The sequence below is a fragment of the Corynebacterium vitaeruminis DSM 20294 genome, from assembly GCF_000550805.1.
Classification (GTDB): Bacteria; Actinomycetota; Actinomycetes; order Mycobacteriales; family Mycobacteriaceae; genus Corynebacterium; species Corynebacterium vitaeruminis.
The window spans coordinates 1,203,302-1,228,263 of the sequence record NZ_CP004353.1; the positions used below are offsets into that span (position 1 = coordinate 1,203,302).

A 24,962-nucleotide genomic window follows, 5' to 3' on the forward strand; every position below is an offset into this window, starting at 1 on the left:
TCTAGCGTGATGAGTGCAGCAACGCCACGGCTTGAGCTCACGAGCCGAGGGAAACAAACCTACGACGCTTCGGCGTCCACGGCGTCCACGACGTTTCGACTTCTACGACTAGGAGACTATTCGATGATTACCCATCACGTGTGCACACACAAGTCCGCCGAGGACTTCCCGCGCGAGGAGCACCTCGCCTACGCCATCGCCCAGGTTGCGGCGGATCCCGTCGAGGTTCCCGCGGACACCGAGGAGATGATCAAGAACCGCATCATCGATAACGCCTCCGTCTCGGCGGCCTCCGTCCTTCGCCGCCCGGTCACCGTCGCCCGCCGCCAGGCCGAGGCACACCCGGGCCGCGCCACCGTCTTCGGCCTGCTGGGCACCTACTCCGCCGAATGGGCGGCCTGGGCAAACGGCGTCGCCGTCCGCGAACTCGACTTCCACGACACCTTCCTGGCCGCCGAGTACTCCCACCCGGGCGACAACATCCCACCGATCCTCGCCGCCTGCCAACACCGCGGGCTGGGCGGTCGCGAGCTCATCCGCGGCATCGCCACCGGCTACGAGATCCAGGTCGACCTCGTCCGCGGCATCTGCCTGCACGAGCACAAGATCGACCACGTCGCCCACCTCGGTCCATCGGTGGCCGCCGGCATCGGCACGGCGTTCGGACTCGGCACCGACGTCATCTACGAGGCTGTCGGCCAGGCGTTGCACACCACCACCGCCACCCGCCAGTCCCGCAAGGGCTCCATCTCCTCGTGGAAGGCCTACGCGCCAGCCTTCGCAGGCAAGATGGGCATCGAGGCGATCGACCGCGCCATGCGCGGCGAGGGTGCCCCGAACCCGATCTGGGAGGGTGAGGACGGATTCATCGCCTGGATGCTGTCCGGTCCCGACCACGTCTACGACGTGCCGCTGCCCGCGCCGGGCGAGGAGAAGCGCGCGATCCTGGACACCTTCACCAAGGAGCACTCCGCCGAATACCAGTCGCAGGCCCCGATCGACCTGGCCCGCAAGATGCGCAGCCAGATCGCGGACACCCGCGACATCGACTCCATCGTCCTGCACACCAGCCACCACACCCACTACGTGATCGGCACCGGCTCCCAGGACCCGCAGAAGTTCGACCCGGACGCAACCCGCGAGACCCTCGACCACTCGATCATGTACATCTTCGCCGTGGCCCTCGAGGACGGCACGTGGCACCACGAGCGCTCCTACGCCCCGGAGCGCGCGCACCGACCGGAGACCATCGAGCTGTGGAAGAAGATCTCCACCGTTGAAGACCCGGAGTGGACCCGCCGCTATCATTCCCAGGACCCGGCCGAGAAGGCCTTCGGCGCCCGCGCCGTGATCACCTTCAAGGATGGCAGCGTCCTCGAGGACGAGCTCGCCGTGGCCGACGCCCACCCGCTCGGCGCGCGCCCGTTCGCCCGCCCGCAGTACGTGGAGAAGTTCCGCACGCTGGCCGAGGGCGTGGTCTCCGAGGCCGAGCAGAACCGCTTCCTCGAGGCGGTGGAGAACCTCTCTGAACTGAGCGCAGGCGACCTCGGACAGCTCAACATCGAGCTGGACACCGCGGTTTTGGCCAAGGCTCCCGCCACCCCGGAGGGACTGTTCTAATGTCGCTCTACGCATCGTCTATCACCGCCAACGAGCGACGCAAGGCCTTCCGCGCGGGACTCAACTCCGGCACGATCCAGCGCCTGCCCGGTGCCTTCTCTCCGCTGGTGTCCCGCGCGATCGAAGAGAAGGGCTTCGAGGGAGTCTACGTCTCCGGCGCCGTGGTCGCCGCCGACCTGGGCCTGCCCGACATCGGGCTGACCACCCTCACTGAGGTCGCCGGCCGCGCCCGCCAGATCGTTGGCACCACCAGCCTGCCGGTGCTTGTCGACGCCGACACCGGCTTCGGCGAGCCCATGTCCGCGGCGCGCACGGTCTCCGAGCTCGAGGACGCCGGGATCGCCGGCTGCCACTTCGAGGACCAAGTCAACCCCAAGCGCTGTGGACACCTTGACGGCAAGCAGGTGGTCAGCACTGAGGAAATGGTCCGCCGGCTCAACGCCGCCGTGAGCGAGCGCCGCGACCCCGACTTCCTCATCTGCGCGCGTACCGACGCCGCCGGTATCGAAGGAATAGACTCTGCGATCGAGCGCGCCAAGGCCTACGCCGACGCAGGAGCCGACCTCATCTTCACCGAGGCGCTGCACAGTCCTGCCGAGTTCGAGAAGTTCCGCGCCGCCGTGGACGTCCCTCTGCTCGCCAACATGACCGAGTTCGGCAAGACGGAGCTGCTCAGCGCGCAGACCCTCCAGGATCTGGGCTACAACGCGGTGATCTACCCGGTGACCACGCTGCGCATCGCAATGGGACAGGTGGAAAGCGCGCTCGACGACATCGCCGCGACCGGCACCCAGGCGGGGTGGCTGGATCGGATGCAGCACCGTTCACGGCTGTACGAGCTCCTGCGTTACCAGGAATACAACGACTTTGACCAGGGAGTATTCACCTATTCACGCGAGCAGTACAACTCCCAGGGATTCGCACACTAACCCTGCTCGCGTGTTCACGTTCGAAGGGAGGTGACGCCTAAAGAGTCGCCCCAAGAATCTATCCAAAACGCAATGTCCGCTGCGCCTTGGTTCCCTTTCAGCAAGGCGCAGTGAGATAGAAAGCCAGCCCTAGTGTGCGGCAGTCATCACCCCACCAAAAGCGGCTCGCTTTCTATCCTCTCCTAATACGCACCCTCTGCCACAGCGTTGAGCCGCTGGTCGGCGGAACACGGTGCAGGCTCTCTTAGCGATAGAGCACTCAACTCCGAATGGCCACGGGCCGCGAACCCGAGGGCATTCGCCTCCACCCAGCCGGGCCCCTGCGTTAGTTACACATCCTCTTCACCGCAGGGAGACAGTTCCATCACCAGGGCATTTTCCTAGTTCATGCCCTGACCTGAAGGCCCGGCTGGGTGGGCACACACTCCCCACACTTTTCAAGGCCTTGGCACAAGGCCTTCCCTAGGCATACGAAGGAAGCCCACCATGAGCACTCCCAACATCAAGCCTGAGCCGGAAATCGAGGTTCGCAAGGGTCTCGCCGGCGTGATCGCCGACTACACCGCGATCTCCAAGGTCGTCCCCGAAACAAACTCGCTGACCTACCGCGGTTACCCCGTCCAGGAGCTAGCACGCTACTGCTGCTTCGAGGAGGTCGCGTACCTGTTGTGGAACAAGGAACTGCCGACCAGCAGCGAGCTGCGCCGCTTCTCCATCCGTGAGAAGGCCTTGCGCCACATCGATCGCCACCTCATCGACCTCATCAACGCGATGCCAATGACCTGCCACCCGATGGACGTCCTGCGCACCGCCGTGTCCTACATCGGCTCGCTCGACCCGGAGGCCTACACCAAGGACTCTGACCACATCCGCCGCACCTCGCTCGAGCTCATGGCCAAGCTGCCCACCGTGGTCGCCTACGACATCCGCCGCCGCAAGGGGCTAGACTACCGGGAACCGTCGACCACCAAGAGCTTTTCCGAGAACTTCCTCTACATGGTCTTCGGTGATGATGAGGGCTCCCCGGCCAACGACCGCGCCGACGTCGAGGCCTTCGACAAGTCGCTCATCCTCTACGCCGAGCACAGCTTCAACGCTTCCACCTTCACCGCCCGCGTGATCACCTCCACCATGTCCGACACCTATTCCGCGGTCGTAGGCGCTATCGGAGCCCTCAAGGGCCCACTCCACGGCGGTGCTAACGAGGCCGTCATGCACAACATGCTGGAGATCGACGACCCGGCGAAGGCCGAGCAGTGGGTGATGGACAAACTGTCCAACAAGGAATTGGTCATGGGCTTTGGTCACCGCGTGTACAAGCAGGGCGACTCTCGCGTCCCGACCATGGAGGCCGCGTTTAAGGAGCTCGGGCTCAAGCACGGGGGCACCAAGTGGGTCGAGATGTACGACATCATGGCCAAGACCATGTACGAGAACACCTCCATCAAGATCCGCCCGAATCTAGACTTCCCGTCCGGCCCCGCCTATCACCTCCTCGGGTTCGACGTCGAGTTCTTCACCCCGATCTTCGTGATGGCCCGCATTACAGGTTGGACCGCGCACATCATCGAGCAGAACGAGTCCAATTCGCTCATCCGCCCGCTGTCCGCCTACAACGGTGAGCCCCAGCGCTCCGTGCCGACCAGCAGCAACGAATAAATAGGAGCGACATGTCGACGTGGGGAATGCCAACCAAGGTGTCCCCACGTCGCCTTTTTACTTTCTGCAACCAGATGAAAGAAGAGACAATGACTATTCAGAAACGACCAAGTTTCGACAAGATTCTCGTCGCTAATCGTGGTGAGATTGCTGTTCGTGCGTTTCGTGCCGCGTTTGAGACCGGTGCCGCGACGGTTGCGGTGTATCCGCGGGATGATCGTAATTCTTTCCATCGTTCGTTTGCCTCGGAGGCGGTGTTGATCGGTGAGGGGGGTTCGGCGGTCAAGGCGTATTTGGATATTGATGAGATCATCCGGGCGGCGAAGCTCACCGGTGCGTCGGCGGTGTATCCGGGGTATGGGTTTTTGTCGGAGAATGCCCAGTTGGCTAGGGAGTGCGCGGAAAACGGGTTGACGTTTATCGGCCCGCCGCCGGAGGTTTTGGAGCTCACCGGTGATAAGGCGGCCGCTGTGGCGGCGGCGCGTGAGGCGGGGTTGCCGACGCTGCAGGAGTCGGAGGCCACTGACGACGTGGATGTGCTCTACGAGTACGCGCAGGGGCAAAAGTTTCCGTTGTTTGTCAAGGCCGTGGCCGGTGGCGGCGGGCGTGGCATGCGGTTTGTGCCCCAGTTGGAGGATTTGAAGGCGTTGGCGGCGGAGGCGTCGCGTGAGGCGGCCGCGGCGTTTGGCGATGGTCGTATCTATGTGGAGCGGGCGGTGATCAAGCCGCAGCATATTGAGGTGCAGATCTTGGCGGATGCTCAGGGCCATGTGATTCATTTGTTTGAGCGTGATTGTTCGTTGCAGCGTCGTCATCAGAAGGTGGTGGAGATCGCCCCGGCGCAGCATTTGGATCCTTCGTTGCGGGAGGTGATCTGTGCGGATGCGGTGCGTTTTTGTGAGCACATTGGGTATGTGGGTGCCGGTACGGTGGAGTTTTTGGTTGATGAGCAGGGCAATCATGTGTTCATTGAGATGAATCCGCGTATCCAGGTGGAGCATACGGTGACCGAGGAGGTCACGCAGGTGGATCTGGTGAAGTCGCAGATTCTTATTGCTGCGGGGGCGACGCTTGAGGATTTGGGGTTGTCGCAGGAGGGTATTTCGACGATTGGTGCTGCGTTGCAGTGTCGTATTACCACCGAGGATCCGTCGAATGGTTTCCGTCCGGATACGGGTACGATTTCTGCGTATCGTTCTCCGGGTGGTGCGGGTGTGCGCTTGGATGGTGCGGCGATGTTGGGTGGGGAGATCACCCCGAATTTCGATTCGATGTTGGTGAAGATGACCTGTCGGGGTGCGGATTTCGCGACCGCGGTGGCGCGCGCCGAGCGCGCACTCGCCGAATTTGAGATCGCGGGGGTCGCGACCAACATCGGCTTCCTCAGGGCGCTCCTGCATGACTCGGACTTCCAACATGAGCGGATTTCCACGGCGTTTATCACTGAGCACCCGCTCCTATTGCAGGCCCCTCCGGCAGACAATGAGCAGGACAAGATCCTGCATTTCCTCGCCGACACCACCGTCAACCGCCCTCAGGGTGCCCGCCCGGTGATCGCCAACCCGAAGCGCAAGCTTCCCCCGAAGGAGCACAAGCTGCACCCGGTCGAGCCCGGAAGCCGCGACAAGCTGCTTCGCCTCGGCCCCTCGGAATTCGCTCGTGAGCTGCGGGAACAGGTCGCGCTCGCCGTCACCGACACGAGCTACCGCGATGCCCACCAATCCCTCCTCGCAACACGGCTGCGCTCGAACACCTTGATCGCGGCGGCAGAACATCAGGCGCGCTTGACGCCGGGGTTGTTGTCGGTGGAGGCGTGGGGTGGTGCGACCTACGATGTGGCGATGCGGTTTTTGCACGAGGATCCGTGGGAGCGCCTGGATCAGTTGCGTGAGGCGATGCCGAACATCAACATTCAGATGCTTCTGCGTGGGCGCAACACTGTGGGGTATACCCCGTACCCGGATTCGGTGTGTCGGGCGTTCGTGACCGAGGCGGCACGAAGCGGGGTGGATATTTTCCGTATTTTTGATGCGCTTAATGATGTCTCTCAGATGCGTCCGGCGATCGAGGCGGTTCTGGAGACCAACACGACCGTCGCTGAGGTTGCGATGGCGTATTCCGGGGATCTGACCAACCCGGCAGAAAACCTGTACACCCTGGATTACTACCTGAAGCTGGCCGAGCAGATCGTTAACACCGGCGCGCACGTGCTGGCGATCAAGGACATGGCTGGTTTGTTGAAGCCAGCTGCAGCGTCGAAGTTGGTGTCCGCGTTGCGGAAGAATTTCGACCTTCCGGTGCATGTGCACACCCATGACACCGCCGGTGGGCAGTTGGCGACGTATTGGGCTGCTGCGTCGGCGGGTGCGGATGCGGTCGATGGGGCCTCGGCGCCGCTGTCGGGGACGACGTCGCAGCCGTCGTTGTCGGCGATCGTGGCGGCGTTTGCGAACACCTACCGTGATACCGGTCTGGATCTGGCGGCGGTGGGGTCGTTGGAGCCGTATTGGGAGGCGGTGCGCAAGATGTATGCCCCGTTTGAGTCGGGCACTCCTGGGCCGACGGGTCGGGTGTATGCGCATGAGATTCCGGGTGGTCAGTTGTCGAATCTTCGGGCGCAGGCGACCGCGTTGGGGTTGGCGGATCGGTTTGAGTTGATCGAGGATAATTATGCGGCGGTCAATGAGATGCTGGGGCGCCCGACGAAGGTAACACCCTCGTCGAAGGTCGTCGGTGACCTCGCGTTGTATCTGGTGGGTGCGGGTGTTGATCCGGCGGACTTTGCCGCGGACCCGCAGAAGTACGATATTCCGGATTCGGTGATCGCGTTCCTACGCGGCGAGTTGGGTACCCCGCCTGGTGGGTGGCCGGAGCCTTTGCGTTCGAAGGCACTCGCCGGGCGCAAGGAGGCGCCCACCGCAACAATGTCGATCACGGGCGAGGAGGAGGCGACCCTCGCCTCCGAGGACCACGCAAAAGTCCGTGGCACCCTCAATCACCTGCTCTTCCCCAAGCCGTCCGAGGAGTTTGCCGAGCACCGCCGCCACTTCGGCGACACCACAGCGTTGGAGGATGCGGAGTTCCTCTACGGCCTGGCCGAGGGTAAGGAGACCGTCATCCGCACCGCCGATCGCACGGTCCCGATGATCGTGCGTCTCGACGCCGTTGGCGAGCCGGATGAGAAGGGCATGCGCAATGTGGTGTGCAACGTCAACGGTCAGATCCGTCCGATCCTCGTGCGCGATCGCAGCGTGGAGTCGGTGACGGCGACGACGGAGAAGGCCGACGCGCACAACCAGGGGCATGTGGCGGCACCGTTTGCGGGCGTGGTCACCGTGACCGCGAAGGCAGGCGAGGCGGTCAAGGCGGGTGATCCGGTCGCGATCATCGAGGCGATGAAGATGGAGGCGACGATCACCGCCACCTGCGACGGTGTCGTCGACCGCGTCGTGCTCACCCAGCCCACCAAGGTCGAAGGCGGCGACCTCCTCGTCGTCATCGCCGCTTACTAAGGGGGTGGACCCGGTCGATGGGCGAGCACTGCCGCTTCATCGCCCGCAGGTCGGCCCGGGGGAGCGGGAGCTCGTACTTGACTGCCACCCGGGCTAGCCGCCCCGCGTACCAGCAGCGGTTCCCGCGGTCAGACGGCAGCCACTGGCTGGGCAGCTGATCCGACTTGTCCTGGTTTTCCTCCCGCGACACCGCGACGAGGTTGAGCGGGTCGTTGGCGAAGTCGCTTCGCCGCGCGTCGCCCCACTGGCTGGCCCCCAGGTCCCAGGCGGCGGACAGCGGGAAGACGTGGTCGATCTCCACGGGGCTGGCTCCTCCCGGGGCGAGGGTGAGCGAGTCGCCGGAGTAGGGGTCGGTGAGCGTCCCCTCGTCAATGGCGCACGGCGCCTTCGTGCCGGGGGAAAGCGCCGCACCGATGACCACCGCCCGCATGTCGCAGCCCATCCCGCGCTCCGTGCGCCAGCCCGGCCCGAAGCGCGAGCGCTCGTAGCCGGGGGCCTTGGTGCGCGAGGCCACCGCCGCCACCTGCGCGATCGCCGGGTCCGCCCGCTCGCGGGGCAGGGCAATGAGGGCCAACGCGACCGTGGCCAGGCAGAGGGCAAGAAAAACGCGCCGCATGAATCCCTTGGACTCGTGCGGCGCGTTTCCGGTTCCGGAACGAGGACGGCTAGGCCTTCTTGTAGGCCTTGTCGAAGTCGAGGTCGGGGTTCGCGGCGGCACCGTAGGAGCGCTCGGTGGCGGTGTCGAAGCGATCGGTGATCTCGCTGGTCGGCGCCTTGGTTGCGAGGGTGACCAGGACGGTGACCACGACGGAGGACAGGAAGCCCGGGACCATCTCGTAGAGGGAGTCCGACAGCGGCGACTGGCCCCACGCGAAGGCGACCACGGCGCCGGTGATCATGCCGGCCACCGCACCCGGCACGTTGAGCCGGCGCCAGTAGAGCATGAACAGCACCAGCGGGCCGAAGGCGGAGCCGAAGCCCGCCCACGCGAAGGCCACCAGCCCGAGGATCGAGTCGGACGGGTTGATGGCGAGCACGCCCGCCACCACCGCGACGGCGACGACCGCGGTGCGCGAGAGGTTGATCATGACGTTCTCGTTCGGCAGGTCCTTCTTCAGCAGCTTGAAGAGGTCCTCGATGAGCGAGGTGGAGGTCACCAGCAGCTGCGAGGAGATGGTGGACATGATCGCGGCGAGCACGGCGGTGAGGATAAGCCCCGCGATGAGCGGGTGGAACAGCACGCGGCCCATGTCGAGGAAGATCGTCTCGTAGGACTTCTGGTCGACGATGGCGATGTCCGGGTTCTGGCCGAAGAAGACGGTGCCCACGATCGCCACGAAGGTGGCGCCCGCGATGGAAAAGAGCATCCAGCCCACGCCGATGAGGCGGCCCTGCTTGGCGTCGGCGGGCGAACGCAGCGCCATGAAGCGGACGATGATGTGCGGCTGCCCGAAGTAGCCCAGGCCCCAGGCCAGGTTGCCGATGACCGCGGCCGCGGATACGCCCGAGATCAGGTTGAAGTAGGTCGGGTTGCCCACCCCGTCCTTGTACGGGCCGTAGTCGTGGGAGGTGGCCCAGGTCCAGATGTCACCCGGGTGATCGAGGAACAGCAGCCCCGCGACGGGGACGACGATGAGCGACACGAACATGATCGTTCCCTGCACGGCGTCGGTGTAGCTCACCGCGAGGAAGCCGCCGATGAAGGTGTAGGTCACCGTGATGACGGCGACGATGAGCATGCCGTCGATGTAGGCGGCGCCGAAGGTCGACTCGAAGTAGCGGCCGCCGGAGACCATGCCGGAGGAGACGTAGAAGGTGAAGAACACGATGATGATGATCGAGCTGACCACGCGCAGCAGGTGCGAGCGGTCGGCCAGGCGGTTCTCAAAGAAGCTCGGCAGCGTGATCGAGTCGTCGGCGACCTCCGTGTAGGCGCGCAGGCGCGGGGCGACCCACTTCCAGTTGGCCCAGGCGCCGATGAGCAGTCCGATCGCGATCCAGAGCTCGGACATGCCGGTAACGAACAGCGCGCCGGGAAGGCCGAGCAGCAGCCAGCCGGACATGTCGGAGGCGCCCGCCGACAGGGCAGCGACGAACGGGTTGAGCCCGCGGCCGGCGAGCACGTAGTCGTCGTACTCGTCGGTCTGGCGGTAGCTCCAGTAGCCGATGGCGAGCATGACGGCCATATAAATAATGATGGCGATGATGAACCAGGTGTGTTGGGACATTCTCCATCCTTTCTTCCTTTTTCGGGACGCGAGGGGCGCGACGATCCCTTCCCTGCGAGCGGGTGTTTCCCGCCAATGTGCGAGACGTCGAGGACCTCATCCCACAAGTCGGGGCGGGCCCTGGCCCCACGCGCGGCGGCGTGTTGCCCGGCCGGGGCCGGGCAATGCAGGTGTCTTCCAACCTTATCCCACCGGTCGGTTCGATTTGGTGGCTACCGCCCGGAATTCCGCGCGGCGGGGAATAAAGGTGCGGTGCCGTAGGCGTCGACAAGCGAATGCAAAGCGATTTCGCTGGCACACCTGTTCGAGTAGAGCGGTTCCCGGCCGCGCGGAAAGGCTGGTAAGAATATAAGAATGACTTCGCATCTGATTCACGGGCTCTGGCACAAGGACAGCGGCCTGCACCTGTGGATCGAGCAGATCGAAGGACACCGCATCGTCGGCCCCGCGGAGGTTCCAGAGGGGACGTTTCCGTCGACGATCGAGGCGCTGATCAGGGGAAAGGAATTCCGGCACCGCGTGCGCACCACGCTGCTCACGCCGAAGGGGCGCCAGGTGCAGCTGCCCATCCCCACGCTCGCGTTCACGCCCGAGCAGGCCGTGCAGGTGCTTGCTCAGGTACAGGCGATCTCGCCGGTGACGGCCTCCAAGGAGCAGCTTGCTAGCCTTGCCGACGATCTGAAGTGGCTGGCCCACATGGAGGCAGGGCTCGAGCAGTTCGTGCGAGCGGGGCGGGTGACCATCAAGCTGGGCTTCGTCGACCACCAGTGGTGGCCCACCTGGCAGCTGTCGAGCGGGCTGGGTGAGCGCGGCTGGATCGCGCAGATGACCGCCGCCGCGCCGGGAGTGCTCGTGGCCAACGCGGGGCCCGGCGTGGCCGAGGACATCGCCGCCGAGCTGCCGCACTGGATCGCCAACTCCATCCTGCGCGAGCTCGCCGACCGCCCGCGGGCCTCCGCCTGGCACGACTTCTCCCACGCGCTCTTGCACTCCGACCCGCTGCGGCGCGGCTCGGCGCAGCTCGTCTCCGCGCTCAACGCGTGGAAGGACTCGATCACCAGCGTCGACATCCAGCTGGTGTTCATCGTGGAGGAGCCGCCCCGCGACATCGAGGAGTACGACGTCGAGGACGTCTCCGAGATCGTGTGGCCGGTGCGCGTGCAGGTGCGCTCGGGCGTGGACTCGCCCATCCCGATCACCTCCGAGCAGCTCGACCGCTCCACCATGCAGCGCCTGGCCGTGCTGCGGCGCGAGGCGATCCTGTGCACCGAGCTGCTCGACTCCGAGCGCCCGCTTCCCGACGGCCACCCCGCCAAGGGCACGCCCATGCGCTGGGGGCTGGAGATGGAACCCACCGCGGGGCAGTGGGACTGCTACCTCAACACCGACGAGCTGGTCCGGTTCATTCAGGTCGATTCGCCCGTGCTCAAGCTACGCGGGTTCACCGTCATGCTGCCGCGCGCGTGGAGCTCGCAGGAGACCACCGCCCGCATCGAGGTGGGCGACCCCTCCGACGGGCCCACGCAGTCGACCTTCGGGCTGGAGCAGATCGTCAACTACAACTGGCGCGTCTCCGTCGGCGACGTCGACCTCACCGACCAGGAGATGCGCGAGCTCGTCGAATCCAAGTCGGGGCTCATCCGGCTGCGCGGCGACTGGGTGCTCGCCGACACCGCCACGGTCAAGCGCATCGGCGACTACATGTCCCAGCTCGCCGACCTGCAGCAGAAGAAGCGCAAGTCGGAGCTGGACGCCGCCATCCTCAAGGCGGAGATGGCCCGCAAGCTCGAGCAGCCCGGCTGGCAGCAGCTGGCCGCCCACGCCGAGACCCTGGCCAGGAGCTTCAACGAGACCTTCCACACCGGCGGCGAGGTCTCGCTCGCCGAGCTGCGCCAGCTGGCCATCGAGCGCATCGACTCCGAGCCCATCGAATATGTGGGTAACGACTGGCAGGCGGCGCTCGCGGGCGGCTTGGCCGGCATCGAGTCGCCCGCGCCCACCCGCATCGAGCTGCCGGGTTCCGTGCACGCGGAGCTGCGCGAGTACCAGCGCCGCGGCGTGGACTGGCTGCACTGGATGGCCGCGAACCACCTGGGCGCCGTGCTCGCCGACGACATGGGCCTGGGCAAGACCCTGCAGCTGCTGAGCCTCGAGGCGGTAGATAAGGCGGAGTCCGGTGCCGCGGGCCCCTCGCTGGTGGTGGCGCCGACCTCGGTGGTGGGCAACTGGGCGCGCGAGGCGGCGAAGTTCGTGCCGGAGTTCCGCGTGCTCGTCCACCACGGCACCTCCCGGCTCAAGGACGAGGAGTTCCTGGACGCCGTGGGCGACTACGACCTGGTGATCACCAGCTACGGCACCATCGCCCGCGACCACAAGCTCCTGTCCCAGGTCACCTGGCACCGGGTGACCTTGGACGAGGCGCAGCAGATCAAGAACTCGGGCACCAAGGTGTCCAAGGCCGTGCGCTCGCTGAAGTCCGCGCAGCGCGTGGCGCTGACCGGCACGCCGGTGGAAAACCGCCTGTCCGAGCTGCGCAATATCCTGGACTTCTGCAACCCCGGCATCCTGGGCGACGCGAAAACCTTCCGCACGCACTTCGCCACCGCGATCGAGAAGAGCAAGGACGACGTGAAGACCGAGCGCCTGCGCGCGCTCACGGCCCCGTTCATCCTGCGCAGGCTCAAGACCGACCCGGCCATCATCGACGACCTGCCGGAGAAGACCGAGGTCGTGCTCACCGTGGAGATGACCACCGAGCAGGCGGCGCTGTACACCGCGTATGTCGACTCCATGCAGAAGGCGATCCAGGAGGCCCAGGGCATGTCGCGCCGCGGGCTGGTGCTGGCCTCCCTGACCAAGATCAAGCAGATCTGCAACCACCCGGCGCACTTCCTGGGCGACGGCTCGCCGGTGATCATCAAAGGCAAGCACCGCTCCGGCAAGGTCGCCGAGCTCATGCGGCTGATCGAGGAGGCCCAGGAGTCCGGCCAGCGCATGCTCATCTTCACCCAGTACAAGGCCTTCGGAGACATCCTCACCGAGTACCTGTCCGACTACTTCGGCTCGACCATCCCGTTCCTGCACGGCGGCGTGACCAAGACCGGACGCGACAAGATGGTGGAGGCCTTCCAGCAGCCCGACGGCGCGCCGGTCATGGTGCTCTCGCTCAAGGCCGGCGGCACGGGGCTCAACCTCACCGCCGCCTCCATCGTGGTCCACATGGACCGCTGGTGGAACCCGGCGGTGGAAAACCAGGCCACCGACCGCGCCTTCCGCATCGGGCAGCTCAAAGACGTCACCGTGTACAAGATGATCACGGCGGGCACGCTCGAGCAGTCGATCCAGGACATCCTCGACGGCAAGATGCAGCTGGCCAGCGCCGTCGTCGACGAGGGCGAGGGCTGGCTGACGGAGCTGAGCATGGACGAGCTGGCGATGCTCATGAGTTACCGAGGAGGGACCCAGCTGTGAGCGAGGAGAACCAGGAGCGCCGGGTGGTCGCCCGGGACAACGTCATCTACGCGAACTTCGGCGCGAAGAAGCGGATCGCCCCGCCCGAGGGTTCGGCGCCGAAGGTGAACGTCGAAAAGCAACTGCAGGCGCAGCAGGTCCCGCTGGACACCGCGAGCGCGTTTCTCAGGCGCGCGGCGGAGATGCTCACCGATTCCGGCAGGCTGCGGCGCGGGCGCGAGTACGCCCAGGACGGCCACGTGCTCAACCCCACCTTCAAGCAGGGCGTGATCAGCGCGGACGTCGCGGGCTCGCAGAACCTCCCGTTCCAGGTCTCGATGAGCTTTGCCTACCGCTCCACGGACGACCTGGCCAAGATCACCGCGATCCTCGCCGCGGACCCGAACGGGATGACCAAGGCGCGCGCCGGGCAGCTTGGCCCTGAGATCGTGCGCTTGCTGCTCGCCGATTCGCCCGATGAGGTGCGCTTTCGCTGCAATTGCCCCGATCATTCCAGCTGTTGCAAGCACGCCGTTGCGCTCGCGGAGGTCGCGGCGTCGCTTATCGACGGCGATGCCGGGTTGGCCTTCAGCCTGCGCGGCATCAACCTCCTCCAGCTGGAGCAGGCGGTGGTGCAGCAGGCCAAGCACGAGTCGCAGGCCAAGGCCACCCTGTCCCAGGAATCCTTCTGGCGCGGCGGGGAGTTGCCCGACCTTCCGCGGCCGAAGAAGGCGCCCGCCCTCGACGACTCCGACCTCGTGCTGCTGAACAAGGCGATGCGGCTGGTGAGCTACACGAGCATCGACGAGCTCAAGGCGGTGGCCGACATCGAGGACATGTACGACTTCCTCACCCAGGAATAACCGCAGGCACCGGGCCCTTTTTGGGTGCGGGGGTAGGTGTGCGGGCACCCGTGTCGAGGGCGCGTGATACACATGAGTTCATGGGTCTAAAGTTCCTTCACACCTCGGATCTCCAGATCGGCATGACGCGCGGGTTCCTGGGCGCGGACGCGCAGCCGCGCTTCGAGGCCGCCCGCATCGAGGCGATCGCCCGGCTCGGCCGCGCCGCCGCCGACAACGGCTGCGCCTTCATCGTCATGGCGGGCGACGTCTTCGAGCACAACTCGCTGGCACCGCGCACCATCGGCCGCGCCGTCGAGGCGCTCAAGGCGCTGCCCGTTCCGGTGTTCTTGCTCTCCGGCAACCACGACCCGCTCACCGCGGATTCCTACTTCTATCAGGTCTCCGAGATAGCGGGTGTGACGGTCTTCTACGACTCGGAGCCGATCGAGTTCACCGCCCCTGGCGGCGAGGTGGTCGAGCTGGTCGGCGCGCCGCTGCGCAGCCGCCACACCTCGGAGGACTTGGTGGCCCAGGCCATCGCGGGCCTCGAGCCTACCTCTAGGATCCGCATCGCGGTGGGCCACGGCCAGGTCTTCTCCCGTGGCGACGAGGACGCGCCCAACCTCATCGACCTCCCGCTGGTCGAGCGCAAGCTCGCCGAGGGCGCGATCGACTATCTGGCCATGGGGGACACCCACTCGGCGCAGCCCATCGGATCGAGCGGGCGCGTGTGGTACTCGGGCGCGCCGGAGGCCACGGACTTCCGGGAGCTGGCCACCGGAGGCGGGGAGAACAACTCCGGCAAGGCGCTCGTGGTGGAGGTGACCAAGCCCGGGGTGGAGCAAGCCGAGGTCTCCGTCGAGGAGGTCGAGGTGGGGCAGTGGACCTTCGAGGCCCCGGTGGTGGAGGTCAACTCGCGCGCCGAGGCCGAGGAGTTCATCTCCTTCCTCGACGCCTACCCGCACAAGGAACGCACGGTGATCAAGTACGCGCTGGTGGGCACGGTGGACATCGCCACCAAGCGCTACCTGGAGTCCGCCCTGGCGGAGCGCGAGGAGGTGTTCGCCGTCCTCTACGAGCGCGAGCGGCTCATGGACCTGCACCTCGAGCCCAGCGAGGACGACCTCGCCGAGCTCGCCCAGGGCGGCTTCGTCGGGCGCGCCCTGGAGGAGCTCATCGCCCAGGCGGGCGCGGAGAGCGAGGGCTTCGACGCGGCCGCGGCCATCGAGGCGGAGGCCGCGGGCGGCGGGGGAGCGGACCCCGACCGCGGCACGGTCGCCCGCGACGCCATCAACCTGCTGTTTCGTCTGAGCAAGGAGAGCTAGCATGCGCATCAAGAGCCTGCACATTCACAACTTCCGCGCGCTGGCCTCGCTCGATCTGGAGGATCTCCCGGACAGCGGAGTGGTGCTCATCTCGGGCGAGAACGAGAAGGGCAAGTCCACGATCCTGGAGGCCGTGCGCACGGTTCTCACGGTGAAGTCCAAGTCCACCTCCCGGGCGGTCAAGGCGCTCAAAACCATCGGCGGCACCGAGCCGCCCGAGGTACGTCTGCGCGCCGTGGTCGGCAATTACGAGTTCGAGCTGTACAAGCGATTCGTCAACCGCGCCACCACCAGCCTCGAGATCCTCGCCCCTGCGCCTGCCAGCTACTCCGACAGCGAGGCGGAGGACAAGCTCGCAGAGATCCTGGCCGCGAACCTGGATCCGCAGCTGCGCGATGCCATGTTCATCACCCCGGAGGAATCGGGGCTGGGGCTCAAGGCCGCGATGATCGGCTCGCTCACCGCCGCCCTCGACGAGCGCTCCGGCGGCGACTCCGGCTCGGACGCGAGTGGCATTATCGCCGCGGTGGAAAAGGAGGCGGCGCGCTACTACAGCCCCAAGAACCAGTCCCCGACGCAGGAGCTCAAGGCGGCCGAGGCGGCCTACGCCCAGGCCCAGGCAGAGCGCGAAGAAGCCGAGACCAAGGTCGCGAGCCTCGAGGAGGCGGTGGGCAGCGTGGAGGCCTACACGCTGCGCAAGTCCCAGGCCGAGGGGGAGCTGCCGCAGGCGGCGCAGCGGTGCGCGGCCGCCGCCGCGGAGCTCGAGCGCGCCACCACGGCCTCCGAGGAGGTGGCGCGCGCCGCTGAGCTGCTCGAGCAGGCGCGGCTGGTGGAGGGGATCGCCAGAGAGAAGCTCGAGGATCGCAGGCAGAGGGCAAATGCCCTGAAGTCGGCGGAGGAAGAGCTAGACTCCTTGGTACCGCAGGTCGAGGAGGCGAGGGCGAGCCGCGACGAGGAGCGCGAGCTGGTCGTCGGGGCCAAGCAAGAAATCGAGGCGGCGTTGGACTCGCAGGCGAAGGCCAAGGAACGGCGCGCGCGGGCGGCGCAGGCCCTGCGTCTTTCGCAGTTGGCGGGCCTGCTCGAGGAAAAGCGGTCGCTGCTGCGCGAGCTCTCGGAGCTCGTGATCCCGGAGACCGAGCTCGAGGAGATCACCCAGGAGCAGGTCGCGGCGATCGCGAAGGCCTCCCAGGAGCTCGAGGTGGCCACCGCGGTGCTCGAAGCGCAGGCGACGAGCGTGACCCTGCGCGCGGCTTCACCCACGACGGTCGAGCGCGACGGCGAGCCGCTGGAGGTAAGCGATGCCCAGGAACTCCTGCTCACCCAGCCGACCACGCTGAGCGTGGGCGAGCTCAGCCTCGAGATCCGCCCCGGCGGCGGCGCCGACGAGTCCGCCGTCGCCCGCGCCAAGGCGAACCTGGAAGGCCTGCTGGACGAGGCCGGTTGCGGGTCGCTGGAGGACGCCGAGACCCGGTTGACGGCGTGGCGCGAGCACGTGGCCGAGCGCCGCGCGGTGGAGGTCCAGCGCAGGGGGCTGCTCCGCGATCGCAGCGTCGAGGACATCGAGCGCGAGGTCGAGGCGACCGAAGAACAGCTCGCAGGCCACGAGGAGATCCCGACGGTGGCTGAGGCGACCGAGCGTCTCGCCGACGCCGAGGCCGCGCTCGCCGAGGCGGAGGCAGCCGTTTCCGCCGCCCAGGCGAAGGCGAGCGGCTTCAGCGAGCAACCGGCCGCCCAGAAGCTGGCGCGCCTCGAGGCGACGCTCGCCGCGGCGCAGTCCGGCGCGGAACGCGAGCGCTCGTTGCTCGCCGAGGCGGAGGCGGCGCATCCCACAGAGGAGCTGGAAAACGCCCTTGCGGCGGCCGAGGAGGCTACCGCGGAGAAGAAGCGGGCCCACGCCGCCGCCGAGGAGGCCGCCCGCGGCAGCGACCTCGGCCTCGCCCAGGCCAGCTTCGATGCCGCCCAGGCGAAGGCGGATTCCGTGCGCGCCCGCGTGGACGACGCCACCGCCCAGCTGCTCCGGCTCGAGGGCGTGATCAAGGTCGCCGAGGGCTCCGCGGAGGAGCTCGAACGCGCCAAGGCCACGGAGGAGGCGGCCCGCACCCGCCGCGACCAGGTCCTAAGGAGGGCCCGTGCGGCGCGCCTGCTGCTGGATACCCTGCTCAGGCACCGGGAGGAGGCGCGGCAGAAGTACCACGCGCCTTTCCTCGCGGAGCTCGAGCAGCTTGCCCGCCCGGTCTTCGGCGGAAGGACCACCTTCATGCTGGGCGACGACCTCGACGTGCAGACCCGCACCGTCGACGGTGCGACCGTCCCGGTCTCCGAGCTCTCGAGCGGCGCGCGTGAGCAGCTCGCCCTGCTCACCCGCTTCGCCGTCGCGCGGCTGGTCTCCAGCGAGGGCGTGCCCATCTTCATCGATGACCAGCTGGGATCCACCGACGAGCTGCGTCTCATGCACATGGGCGCGGTCCTGCGCCAGCTGGGGTCGACGGAGCAGGTTCTCATCTTCAGCTGCGCGCCGAACCGCTTCGACTACATCCGCGACCTTGACGTCCGCGAGATGCGCGACATCGCGACGTACTAACCAGCGGGCAAACGCGAAGGAAAAGCCTTGGACCCCGGCCGCTAAAGCGGTCGGGGCCCAAGGCGCGCAGTAGGTTCCTTCTAGAAGGAATCTAGGAGATTAGGCCTGCTTGATGGCGGAAGCCTCGATCTCGATCTTGATCTCCTCGGAGACCAGGACGCCGCCGGTCTTCAGCGGGGCGTTGAAGTCGATGCCGAAGTCGAGGCGGTTGATCTTGGTCTTGGCCTCGAAGCCCAGCCGGGTGTTGCCGAACGGATCCTCGGCGACACCGTCGATCTCGACGTCCAGCTTGACGGACTTGGTAACACCCTTGATGGTCAGGTCGCCGGTGACGGTGCCCTCGTCGCCATCGATGTCGAAGGAGGTGGCGGTGAAGGTCAGGGTGGGGAACTTATCGACGGCGAAGAAGTCGTCGCCCTTGACGTGGCCGTCGCGGTCAGCGTTGCCGGTGTTGATGGACGCTGCCTGGATGGTAGCGGTCGCGGAGGAAGCGGAAGGATCCTCGGCGTTGAAGGTAAAGGACGACTCGAACTCCTCGAACTTGCCGCGGACCTTGGTAACCATTGCGTGGCGAGCCACGAAGGAAATGGTGGTGTGTGCCGGGTCCAGGGCGTAGGTGCCGTTGAAGTCGCTCATGATGATTCTCCTTGGAAGTAATTAATTAGGAAGGCGATGCGGGCCGTTCCCGCTCACCAACTTTTCGTTGTCCGCCGTGCTGGCGACGAACACCACTATACACCCCCATAGTGACATGTCAACAAAAACGGGCAACTTTTTCCGCGGAAACAAGTCGACGCAGCTCATCGGCACATTTTGCCATTCTAATAGGGGCGGCTACTGTGTATGGCATGGAAGGCGAACTCGACAAGCCTCGTTGGCTCGATGAAGAAGAACAGAAGTTTTGGCGTTTGATGCTGGCTGCCAACCGCAAGATTGAGCGTACGATCGACGTCGCGCTGCAGCAGGCGAACGGTCTCACCTCATCTGAGTTTGCCGTTCTGGTGACGCTGTCGGAGGCCCCCGAGCGCCAGCTGCGCCTGCGGGACCTGTGCGCGGGGCTCGACTGGGACCGCAGCCGAACCTCCCACCAGATTACCCGCATGGAGCGCCGCGGGCTGGTCAACAAGGTCAAGTGCGAGGGCGACGGCCGCGGCGTCATCGTCTCCCTGACCGCCGACGGCCTGGCCCGCCTCGACGAGGCTGCCCCGAGCCACGTCGAGACCGTGCGCAGGCTCGTCATCGACGACCTCAACCACCAGGACATCCCCGTCATCAGCCGCTTCTTTCAGGGGATCCTCGACGAAGAGGTCCTCGAGGACTGCGACTGCCAGGACTAGAGTTTTTCTTCGGCTGTGCCCGCTTGCCGACGCCTGTCGGCCGGCGGGCTTTTCCATTTCGCCTCCGTGACGAAAGACTGTTCGTCACCCCCAGGGATGAGACGCGCGAACGAGGGGAGCAGATCTCAGGGTGTTTTTCGGTGGTTTCCCCGATGCGCGAAGGTGCAACCCCCACGCACAATGGAGTCACAAAGAAAGAACACCGACCCGCGGACCCCGCGGATTTAGAAAGGATCTGACCACCATGTCCGACTTCAACTCCACCAACGTCTACGGCACCGGCGACGACCAGCGCCCCGTCCTCCAGCGCCGCCTCCACCGGAGCCGCTCCGAGCGTTGGGTGGCTGGTGTCCTGGGCGGGTTCGCTGAGACCTACAACATCAACGTCACCCTCCTGCGCGTCGCCTTCGTCGCCTCCATCCTGCTGCCCGGCCCGCAGGTGATTGCCTACTTGGCCGCGTGGCTCATCATGCCCGAGGGCGAGCAGTAGCCCCAAAGGTGCGGTGGCGTAGCCGTCGACAAGCGAACTGCTCAAAGCCCTGCTATCATGTGAGGTCTTGAAGGGGAGTAGTTCACGGCCGCGCGCGGCGAAGTGGCTGGTCGACATACTGGCGGGTTCGTGCCCGCCCGGCCATCCAGCTCAGGATACGAGCGAACGAGACCTTCGGATCGACCTTTTTGCGTCGGCCGGAAGTCTCGTTTTTGTGTTTCCGCCGGCGCCCTCGCTGAAAGAGGTGCCTTCCGTGGCCGCCATTCCGACCGAGCAGCGCGTGCTCGAGCTGTTCATGAAACTGTCCATCGCCACCGCCGTGGCCACCATCGCCCTGAAGGTCTGGGCGGCGGTGATCACCGGCTCGGTCGGCTTCCTTTCCGACGCCATGGAGTCCGGCGTCAACCTCGCCGCCGCGATCGTGGGCTTCCTTGCGCTGAAGATCTCCATCAAACCAGCCGACGCCAACCACCACTTCGGCCACGGCAAGGCCGAGTACGTCTCCGCCCTCGTCGAGGGCGCGATGATCTTCGTCGCCTCCGGGTTCATCATCTACTCCGCGATCGAGCGCCTCATGGCGCCGCAGCCGCTGGAGCAGCCCGGCATCGGCCTCCTGCTCTCGACGCTCGCCTCGGTCCTCAACCTCGTGGTGGGTCTCGCGCTGGTGCGCGCGGGCACGGCCAACCGCTCGGCGACGCTCAAGGCGGACGGCAAGCACCTGCTCACCGACGTGTGGACCTCCGCTGGCGTCCTCGTTGGAATCGCGGCCGTGGCCTTGACCGGCTGGCTCTGGCTGGACCCGGTCATCGCGCTGGTGGTGGGCGTCAACATCCTCTACACCGGCTACAAGCTGCTGCGCGAGTCCCTCTCGGGGCTTTTGTCTGAGGTCATCCCCGACGCCGAGCGCGCGGTCCTCGACGACTACCTCGCAGGCTTCGAGGAAAGCAACGACGTCACCTTCACCGAGGTCCGCACGGTCGCGGGCGGTCGCCAGCGCTTCGTCTACCTCATCATGCAGGTGCCCGCCGAGCTCACCGTCGCCCGCAGCCACGAGATCGCCGACTTGGTCGAGCGCGGCGTCGACGAGGCGCTCGGCGGCGCGGAGACGTTCATCCACATCGAGCCGCGCGGGAAGCGGTTGAAGGTGAGGCGTGCTAGCTAGCTTGTCGACGCCTACGGCACCGTTAGCCCCAGACGAGGGAGCCGATCCGAGGGCCAATTGGTCCCCGTTGTAGATTGTTGGGGTGACTCGTTCAGCCCGAAACAAGCAGCCCGGACGCTTCGCTGGCGCGGGGCTTGCCGGGATGTTGGGGCCCGCGTTCGTGGCCGCGGTGGCCTACGTGGATCCGGGAAACGTTGCCGCCAATGTCACCGCGGGCGCCCACTACGGCTACCTGCTGGTGTGGGTCCTCGTGCTCTCGAACCTCATGGCCGTGCTCATTCAGTACCAGTCAGCCAAGCTGGGGATCGTGACCGGCGCGTCGCTGCCGGAGACGCTCGGTGCCCGCCTGCCTCGGTGGGCGCGCATCGGATTCTGGGTCCAGGCGGAGATCGTCGCCGCCGCCACCGACCTCGCGGAGGTCATCGGCGGGGCCATAGCGCTGACCCTGCTTTTCGGCATTCCGTTGCTGTGGGGAGCCGTGATCACGGCTGCCGTCTCCTTCGTCTTGTTGGTCGCGCAGGGAAAACGGCAGCGCATCTTCGAGCGCGTTGTCATCGGTTTGCTCATCGTCATCGCCTTCGGATTCCTCGCGGGGCTTGCGATCTCTCCACCTCCCCTCGGACAGGTCGCCTCCGGGTTGATTCCCCGGTTTGAGGGTTCCGAAACCGTCCTGCTGGCGGCGTCCATGCTGGGCGCGACGGTCATGCCTCACGCCATCTACCTTCACTCCGCGCTGGTCAACGACCGCTTCGGCGGCTCGCGTCGCGGGATCGGCGTGCTGCTTCGCGCCAGCAAGTTCGATGTCGCCTGGGCCCTGCTCGTCGCGGGGCTCGTCAACATCGGGCTGCTCGTACTCGCGGCCCACTCCCTCTTCGGTGTGGCAGGTACCGACTCCATCGAGGGCGCGCACGCGGCCATCGTCGCGGGCCTCGGGGGCGTGGTGGGCACGATCTTCGCCATCGGCCTGCTCGCCTCCGGCTTGGCGTCAACCTCGGTCGGCGCGTATGCTGGCTCCGAGATCATGAAGGGCCTCCTGCACGTATCCATCCCGCTGTGGGTGCGCAGGCTGGTGACGATCATTCCCGCCCTCGTCGTCCTCGGGTTTCACGTCCCGCCGACGGTCGCCCTGGTGTGGAGCCAGGCCGTGCTCTCCCTCGGCATCCCCTTCGCCATCGTGCCGCTGTTTTGGGCAACGGGATCAACGTCCGTGATGGGAAAGCACGCGGATAGCCGGATTACCCGGGCGGTGGTGTGGGCCGTGGCGGCGGCCGTCGTTGCGCTCAACATCGCGCTCGTGGCCCTCACAATCGCGGAATGACCCCTCGATTTCTCGCTTGAAAAGCGCCCTGAGCTGGGTCTATGGTTTTCCACATAAAGCTTGTAGCGATCAGACAGCAACCGACTTTGGCGAGTATTTCCCGAGTTCGCTTTAGCGGCCTTTAGCTGTGAAAATGACTTGCTGAAAGCGTCTCCAAGCTTCTTACAGAATCGGAAAACGTGCAGGTCAGGGCGTTGTTTGCGGTGCTTGCCGACGTTTCTGAGCGGGCATAGTATTCATCTCATCGGCAGCACAGAGCTTCCGCTTCTACTTCCCGAAGTCGCGTACTTCGCCACCCGCTTAAGGAGCACACACCATGTTCGATCAGTTCGCACACGTTGCAGACCAGGTTTCCCAGTTCAACCCCTTCCAGCACGTTCAGGACTTCGGTGCCCAGATCGGCCAGCACCTGAACCCCCAGAACTGGTTCTCCAGCCTGTCTTCTCGCTAAGACAACCGATTTTCAGCCCGGCGATGCGCAGCGCATCGCCGGGCTTGTGGGTTTTCTGGCCCCCCTCCGGCAAACAAGCGCTTTCTTGACAAGCTTCAGATGTGACCACCTGCGGATTTGCAGGCGGGGTCGTGTCAAAAAAGCGCTTGTTTGCAGCAGCGGGTGCGGCTACCGAGAAAGGACGGGGAAGGACTCGCGTGTTCCGGTTTTCCGTGGGCGCTTGCTTTAGACGTCGATAAGCGAAATGCGATGAAAACCTGCGCCGCTGGGGGAGGTTATGGGTGACGAGTTCATCTCATTCCCTGGGACACTCAGCTCAATGTCTCCCTATTGGGGGATCGATAGTCTATATTTAGCTGCCTACCTCCCGTGGCGGGAGGTGCAGTGTCGCGCGCACGCGAAAGGCGGCGAGGCACAGTCTCAGTAGTCGGCCCTCGGGCCTAAGTAAAAGGTTCTCTCATCATGACGAATGAAACGACCACTCGGAATACCCGAGATACGTTTAACACGCGCCTGGTGTTCCTCATGGCTGCTATCGGCTCTGCCGTCGGCCTCGGCAACATTTGGCGCTTCCCGTACGTTGCCTACGAAAACGGCGGCGGTGCCTTCCTCGTTCCCTACATCGTCGCCCTGCTGACCGCGGGTATCCCGATCCTGTGGTTCGATCTCGCTTTCGGGCACCGCTTCCGCGGCTCCACGCCGCTGGCCTTCCGACGCCTTGACAAGCGCTTCGAGTCCATCGGCTGGTTCAAGGTGGGCGTGAACTTCTTCATCGCCATCTATTACGCGGCGATCATCGCGTGGGCGGCGCTGTACACCATCAAGTCGGTCAACCACGCCTGGGGCGATGACCCGGAGTCCTACTTCATGAAGGACTTCCTCAACGCCGATCCGTCCTCGACCTACTCCGGCAACGTTGTGTGGTCCATCCTGATCGTCATGATCCTGGTGTGGCTTCTGTGCATCGTCACCCTGGCCACCGACATCAACAAGGGCATCGGCAAGATGACCTCCATCTTCCTGCCGCTGCTGGCCGTCATGTTCATCATCCTCGTGGTGCGCGCCCTGTTCCTGCCGGGTGCCGTCGATGGCCTCAACGCCTTCTTCACCCCGAACTGGTCGGTCCTGTCCGACCCGCACGTGTGGATCGCCGCCTACGGCCAGATCTTCTTCTCGCTGTCCATCGGCTTCGGCATCATGATCACCTACGCGTCCTACCTCAAGCCGCGCACCAACCTGACCAACACCGGCATGGTGACCGCGTTCGCTAACTCCTCCTTCGAAGTCCTCGCGGGCATCGGCGTCTTCGCGACCTTGGGCTACATGGCCGCCCAGCAGGGCGTCCAGGTCGACGAGGTGGCCTCCTCCGGCATCGGCCTGGCCTTCATCGCCTTCCCGACGATCATTAACCTCATGCCGCTCGGCGGCCTGTTCGGCATCCTGTTCTTCGGATCCCTGTTCCTGGCCGGTATCACCTCGCTGATCTCCATCATGGAGGTCGTCATCTCCGCCGTTGCCGACAAGTTCGACATCGAGCGCCGCCGCGCCGCCGTCTACACCGGCACCGTGATGGCGGTGCTGTCCTGCTTCCTGTTCTCCACGGCGTCCGGCCTGGTGACCCTGGACATCATGGACAAGTTCACCAACAACATCGGCATCGTCTTCGGCGCCGTCTGCGCCCTGCTCACCGTCGGCTGGATCACCGGCCGCCGCCGCGAGATGGAGCAGCACATCAACGCCGTCTCCTCCGTCCGCGTCGGCCCGTTCTGGCAGTTCCTCACCTTTGCCGCCACCCCGGTCCTGCTCATCTACTTCCTCGCGAACGAGATCATCACCCTCATCAATGAGGGCTACGAGGGCTACTCCTCGACCCAGATCGGCCTGTTCGGCTGGGCGGTCGTCGCCGTCATGCTGATCGGCAGCTTCGTCATGCCGCTCATCCCGTTCCGCGGCGCGCAGTACCTCGACGGCCTTGCGACCTCCGACTACGGCGTGCCCACCGGCGGCCGCGAGAAGGGCGCCCCGAACCCCCTTGCTGCCGGAAAGTAGAAAGAG

General features: G+C 65.6%; 17 protein-coding genes. 14 read left to right on the forward strand and 3 right to left on the reverse strand.

Annotated features, from left to right (window positions below; translation table 11 throughout):
• The first annotated feature begins 123 nt into the window (after window positions 1–123).
• From prpD to B843_RS05660, 4 genes are all read left to right on the forward strand, one after another.
• Window positions 124–1,620 carry a 2-methylcitrate dehydratase PrpD gene (prpD, locus tag B843_RS05645; protein ID WP_025252545.1) on the forward strand — a complete coding sequence of 499 codons (1,497 nt, stop codon included), beginning with the start codon at window positions 124–126 and terminating at the stop codon, window positions 1,618–1,620.
• Window positions 1,620–2,549, forward strand: coding sequence for a methylisocitrate lyase (prpB, locus tag B843_RS05650; protein WP_025252546.1), 930 nt, complete (start codon window positions 1,620–1,622; stop codon window positions 2,547–2,549). The genes prpD and prpB overlap by 1 nt, the downstream gene beginning before the upstream one ends.
• 486 nt (window positions 2,550–3,035) lie before the next feature.
• A complete protein-coding gene (locus B843_RS05655; protein ID WP_025252547.1) occupies window positions 3,036–4,208 on the forward strand; it encodes a bifunctional 2-methylcitrate synthase/citrate synthase in 1,173 nt (390 codons plus the stop codon).
• Window positions 4,209–4,297: 89 nt separating this feature from the next.
• A complete protein-coding gene (locus tag B843_RS05660) occupies window positions 4,298–7,720 on the forward strand; it encodes a pyruvate carboxylase (protein ID WP_025252548.1) in 3,423 nt (1,140 codons plus the stop codon).
• Here the strand turns inward: B843_RS05660 and B843_RS05665 are convergent.
• Window positions 7,704–8,336, reverse strand: coding sequence for an HNH endonuclease family protein (locus B843_RS05665; protein WP_025252549.1), 633 nt, complete (start codon window positions 8,334–8,336; stop codon window positions 7,704–7,706). The genes B843_RS05660 and B843_RS05665 overlap by 17 nt on opposite strands.
• Before the next feature lie 49 nt (window positions 8,337–8,385).
• The gene (gene putP, locus B843_RS05670; protein WP_025252550.1) at window positions 8,386–9,948 is read right to left on the reverse strand and encodes a sodium/proline symporter PutP; all 1,563 of its coding nucleotides are present in this window, start codon (window positions 9,946–9,948) and stop codon (window positions 8,386–8,388) included.
• 354 nt (window positions 9,949–10,302) lie between these two features.
• Here putP and B843_RS05675 point away from each other — a divergent pair, with 354 nt between their 5' ends.
• The 4 genes from B843_RS05675 to B843_RS05690 all read left to right on the forward strand — a co-directional run bounded on the left by B843_RS05675 (window position 10,303) and on the right by B843_RS05690 (window position 18,149).
• Window positions 10,303–13,419, forward strand: a complete 3,117-nt coding sequence (locus tag B843_RS05675; protein WP_025252551.1) for a DEAD/DEAH box helicase — start codon at window positions 10,303–10,305, stop codon at window positions 13,417–13,419.
• Entirely contained in the window at window positions 13,416–14,261 is an 846-nt protein-coding gene (locus B843_RS05680; RefSeq protein ID WP_025252552.1) for an SWIM zinc finger family protein, read from the forward strand. Before B843_RS05675 ends, B843_RS05680 begins: the two co-directional genes overlap by 4 nt.
• An 80-nt stretch (window positions 14,262–14,341) precedes the next feature.
• On the forward strand, window positions 14,342–15,568 hold the full coding sequence (locus B843_RS05685; RefSeq protein ID WP_025252553.1) for a metallophosphoesterase family protein: 1,227 nt from the start codon (window positions 14,342–14,344) through the stop codon (window positions 15,566–15,568).
• Between the two features lies 1 nt (window position 15,569).
• On the forward strand, window positions 15,570–18,149 hold the full coding sequence (locus B843_RS05690; RefSeq protein WP_025252554.1) for an AAA family ATPase: 2,580 nt from the start codon (window positions 15,570–15,572) through the stop codon (window positions 18,147–18,149).
• Between the two features lie 99 nt (window positions 18,150–18,248).
• Here the strand turns inward: B843_RS05690 and B843_RS05695 are convergent, their stop codons facing one another.
• Window positions 18,249–18,785, reverse strand: a complete 537-nt coding sequence (locus B843_RS05695; protein ID WP_025252555.1) for a YceI family protein — start codon at window positions 18,783–18,785, stop codon at window positions 18,249–18,251.
• 212 nt (window positions 18,786–18,997) lie between these two features.
• On the opposite strand from B843_RS05695, the gene B843_RS05700 reads away from it, so the two are divergent.
• From B843_RS05700 to B843_RS05720, 6 genes are all read left to right on the forward strand, one after another.
• Complete coding sequence (locus B843_RS05700; protein ID WP_025252556.1) at window positions 18,998–19,486, forward strand: MarR family winged helix-turn-helix transcriptional regulator; 489 nt, start codon at window positions 18,998–19,000, stop codon at window positions 19,484–19,486.
• Window positions 19,487–19,730: 244 nt separating this feature from the next.
• Window positions 19,731–19,976, forward strand: a complete 246-nt coding sequence (locus B843_RS05705; protein WP_025252557.1) for a PspC domain-containing protein — start codon at window positions 19,731–19,733, stop codon at window positions 19,974–19,976.
• A gap of 295 nt (window positions 19,977–20,271) precedes the next feature.
• Window positions 20,272–21,138, forward strand: coding sequence for a cation diffusion facilitator family transporter (locus B843_RS05710; RefSeq protein WP_210766210.1), 867 nt, complete (start codon window positions 20,272–20,274; stop codon window positions 21,136–21,138).
• 142 nt (window positions 21,139–21,280) lie between these two features.
• The gene (locus tag B843_RS05715) at window positions 21,281–22,456 is read left to right on the forward strand and encodes an Nramp family divalent metal transporter (protein WP_025252559.1); all 1,176 of its coding nucleotides are present in this window, start codon (window positions 21,281–21,283) and stop codon (window positions 22,454–22,456) included.
• A gap of 316 nt (window positions 22,457–22,772) precedes the next feature.
• Window positions 22,773–22,907: a hypothetical protein gene (locus B843_RS14180; RefSeq protein ID WP_269319741.1), complete on the forward strand. Its 135-nt coding sequence runs from the start codon at window positions 22,773–22,775 to the stop codon at window positions 22,905–22,907.
• A 462-nt stretch (window positions 22,908–23,369) separates the two neighbouring features.
• The gene (locus B843_RS05720; protein ID WP_025252560.1) at window positions 23,370–24,956 is read left to right on the forward strand and encodes a sodium-dependent transporter; all 1,587 of its coding nucleotides are present in this window, start codon (window positions 23,370–23,372) and stop codon (window positions 24,954–24,956) included.
• The last annotated feature ends 6 nt before the right edge of the window (window positions 24,957–24,962 follow it).

Coding starts and splice junctions, on each gene's coding strand:
- prpD (WP_025252545.1), top strand. CDS start 124: ATGATTACCCATCACGTGTGCACACACAAGTCCGCCGAGGACTTCCCG.
- prpB (WP_025252546.1), top strand. CDS start 1,620: ATGTCGCTCTACGCATCGTCTATCACCGCCAACGAGCGACGCAAGGCC.
- B843_RS05655 (WP_025252547.1), top strand. CDS start 3,036: ATGAGCACTCCCAACATCAAGCCTGAGCCGGAAATCGAGGTTCGCAAG.
- B843_RS05660 (WP_025252548.1), top strand. CDS start 4,298: ATGACTATTCAGAAACGACCAAGTTTCGACAAGATTCTCGTCGCTAAT.
- B843_RS05665 (WP_025252549.1), bottom strand. CDS start 8,336: ATGCGGCGCGTTTTTCTTGCCCTCTGCCTGGCCACGGTCGCGTTGGCC.
- putP (WP_025252550.1), bottom strand. CDS start 9,948: ATGTCCCAACACACCTGGTTCATCATCGCCATCATTATTTATATGGCC.
- B843_RS05675 (WP_025252551.1), top strand. CDS start 10,303: ATGACTTCGCATCTGATTCACGGGCTCTGGCACAAGGACAGCGGCCTG.
- B843_RS05685 (WP_025252553.1), top strand. CDS start 14,342: ATGGGTCTAAAGTTCCTTCACACCTCGGATCTCCAGATCGGCATGACG.
- B843_RS05690 (WP_025252554.1), top strand. CDS start 15,570: ATGCGCATCAAGAGCCTGCACATTCACAACTTCCGCGCGCTGGCCTCG.
- B843_RS05695 (WP_025252555.1), bottom strand. CDS start 18,785: ATGAGCGACTTCAACGGCACCTACGCCCTGGACCCGGCACACACCACC.
- B843_RS05700 (WP_025252556.1), top strand. CDS start 18,998: ATGGAAGGCGAACTCGACAAGCCTCGTTGGCTCGATGAAGAAGAACAG.
- B843_RS05705 (WP_025252557.1), top strand. CDS start 19,731: ATGTCCGACTTCAACTCCACCAACGTCTACGGCACCGGCGACGACCAG.
- B843_RS05710 (WP_210766210.1), top strand. CDS start 20,272: ATGAAACTGTCCATCGCCACCGCCGTGGCCACCATCGCCCTGAAGGTC.
- B843_RS05715 (WP_025252559.1), top strand. CDS start 21,281: ATGTTGGGGCCCGCGTTCGTGGCCGCGGTGGCCTACGTGGATCCGGGA.
- B843_RS14180 (WP_269319741.1), top strand. CDS start 22,773: ATGTTCGATCAGTTCGCACACGTTGCAGACCAGGTTTCCCAGTTCAAC.
- B843_RS05720 (WP_025252560.1), top strand. CDS start 23,370: ATGACGAATGAAACGACCACTCGGAATACCCGAGATACGTTTAACACG.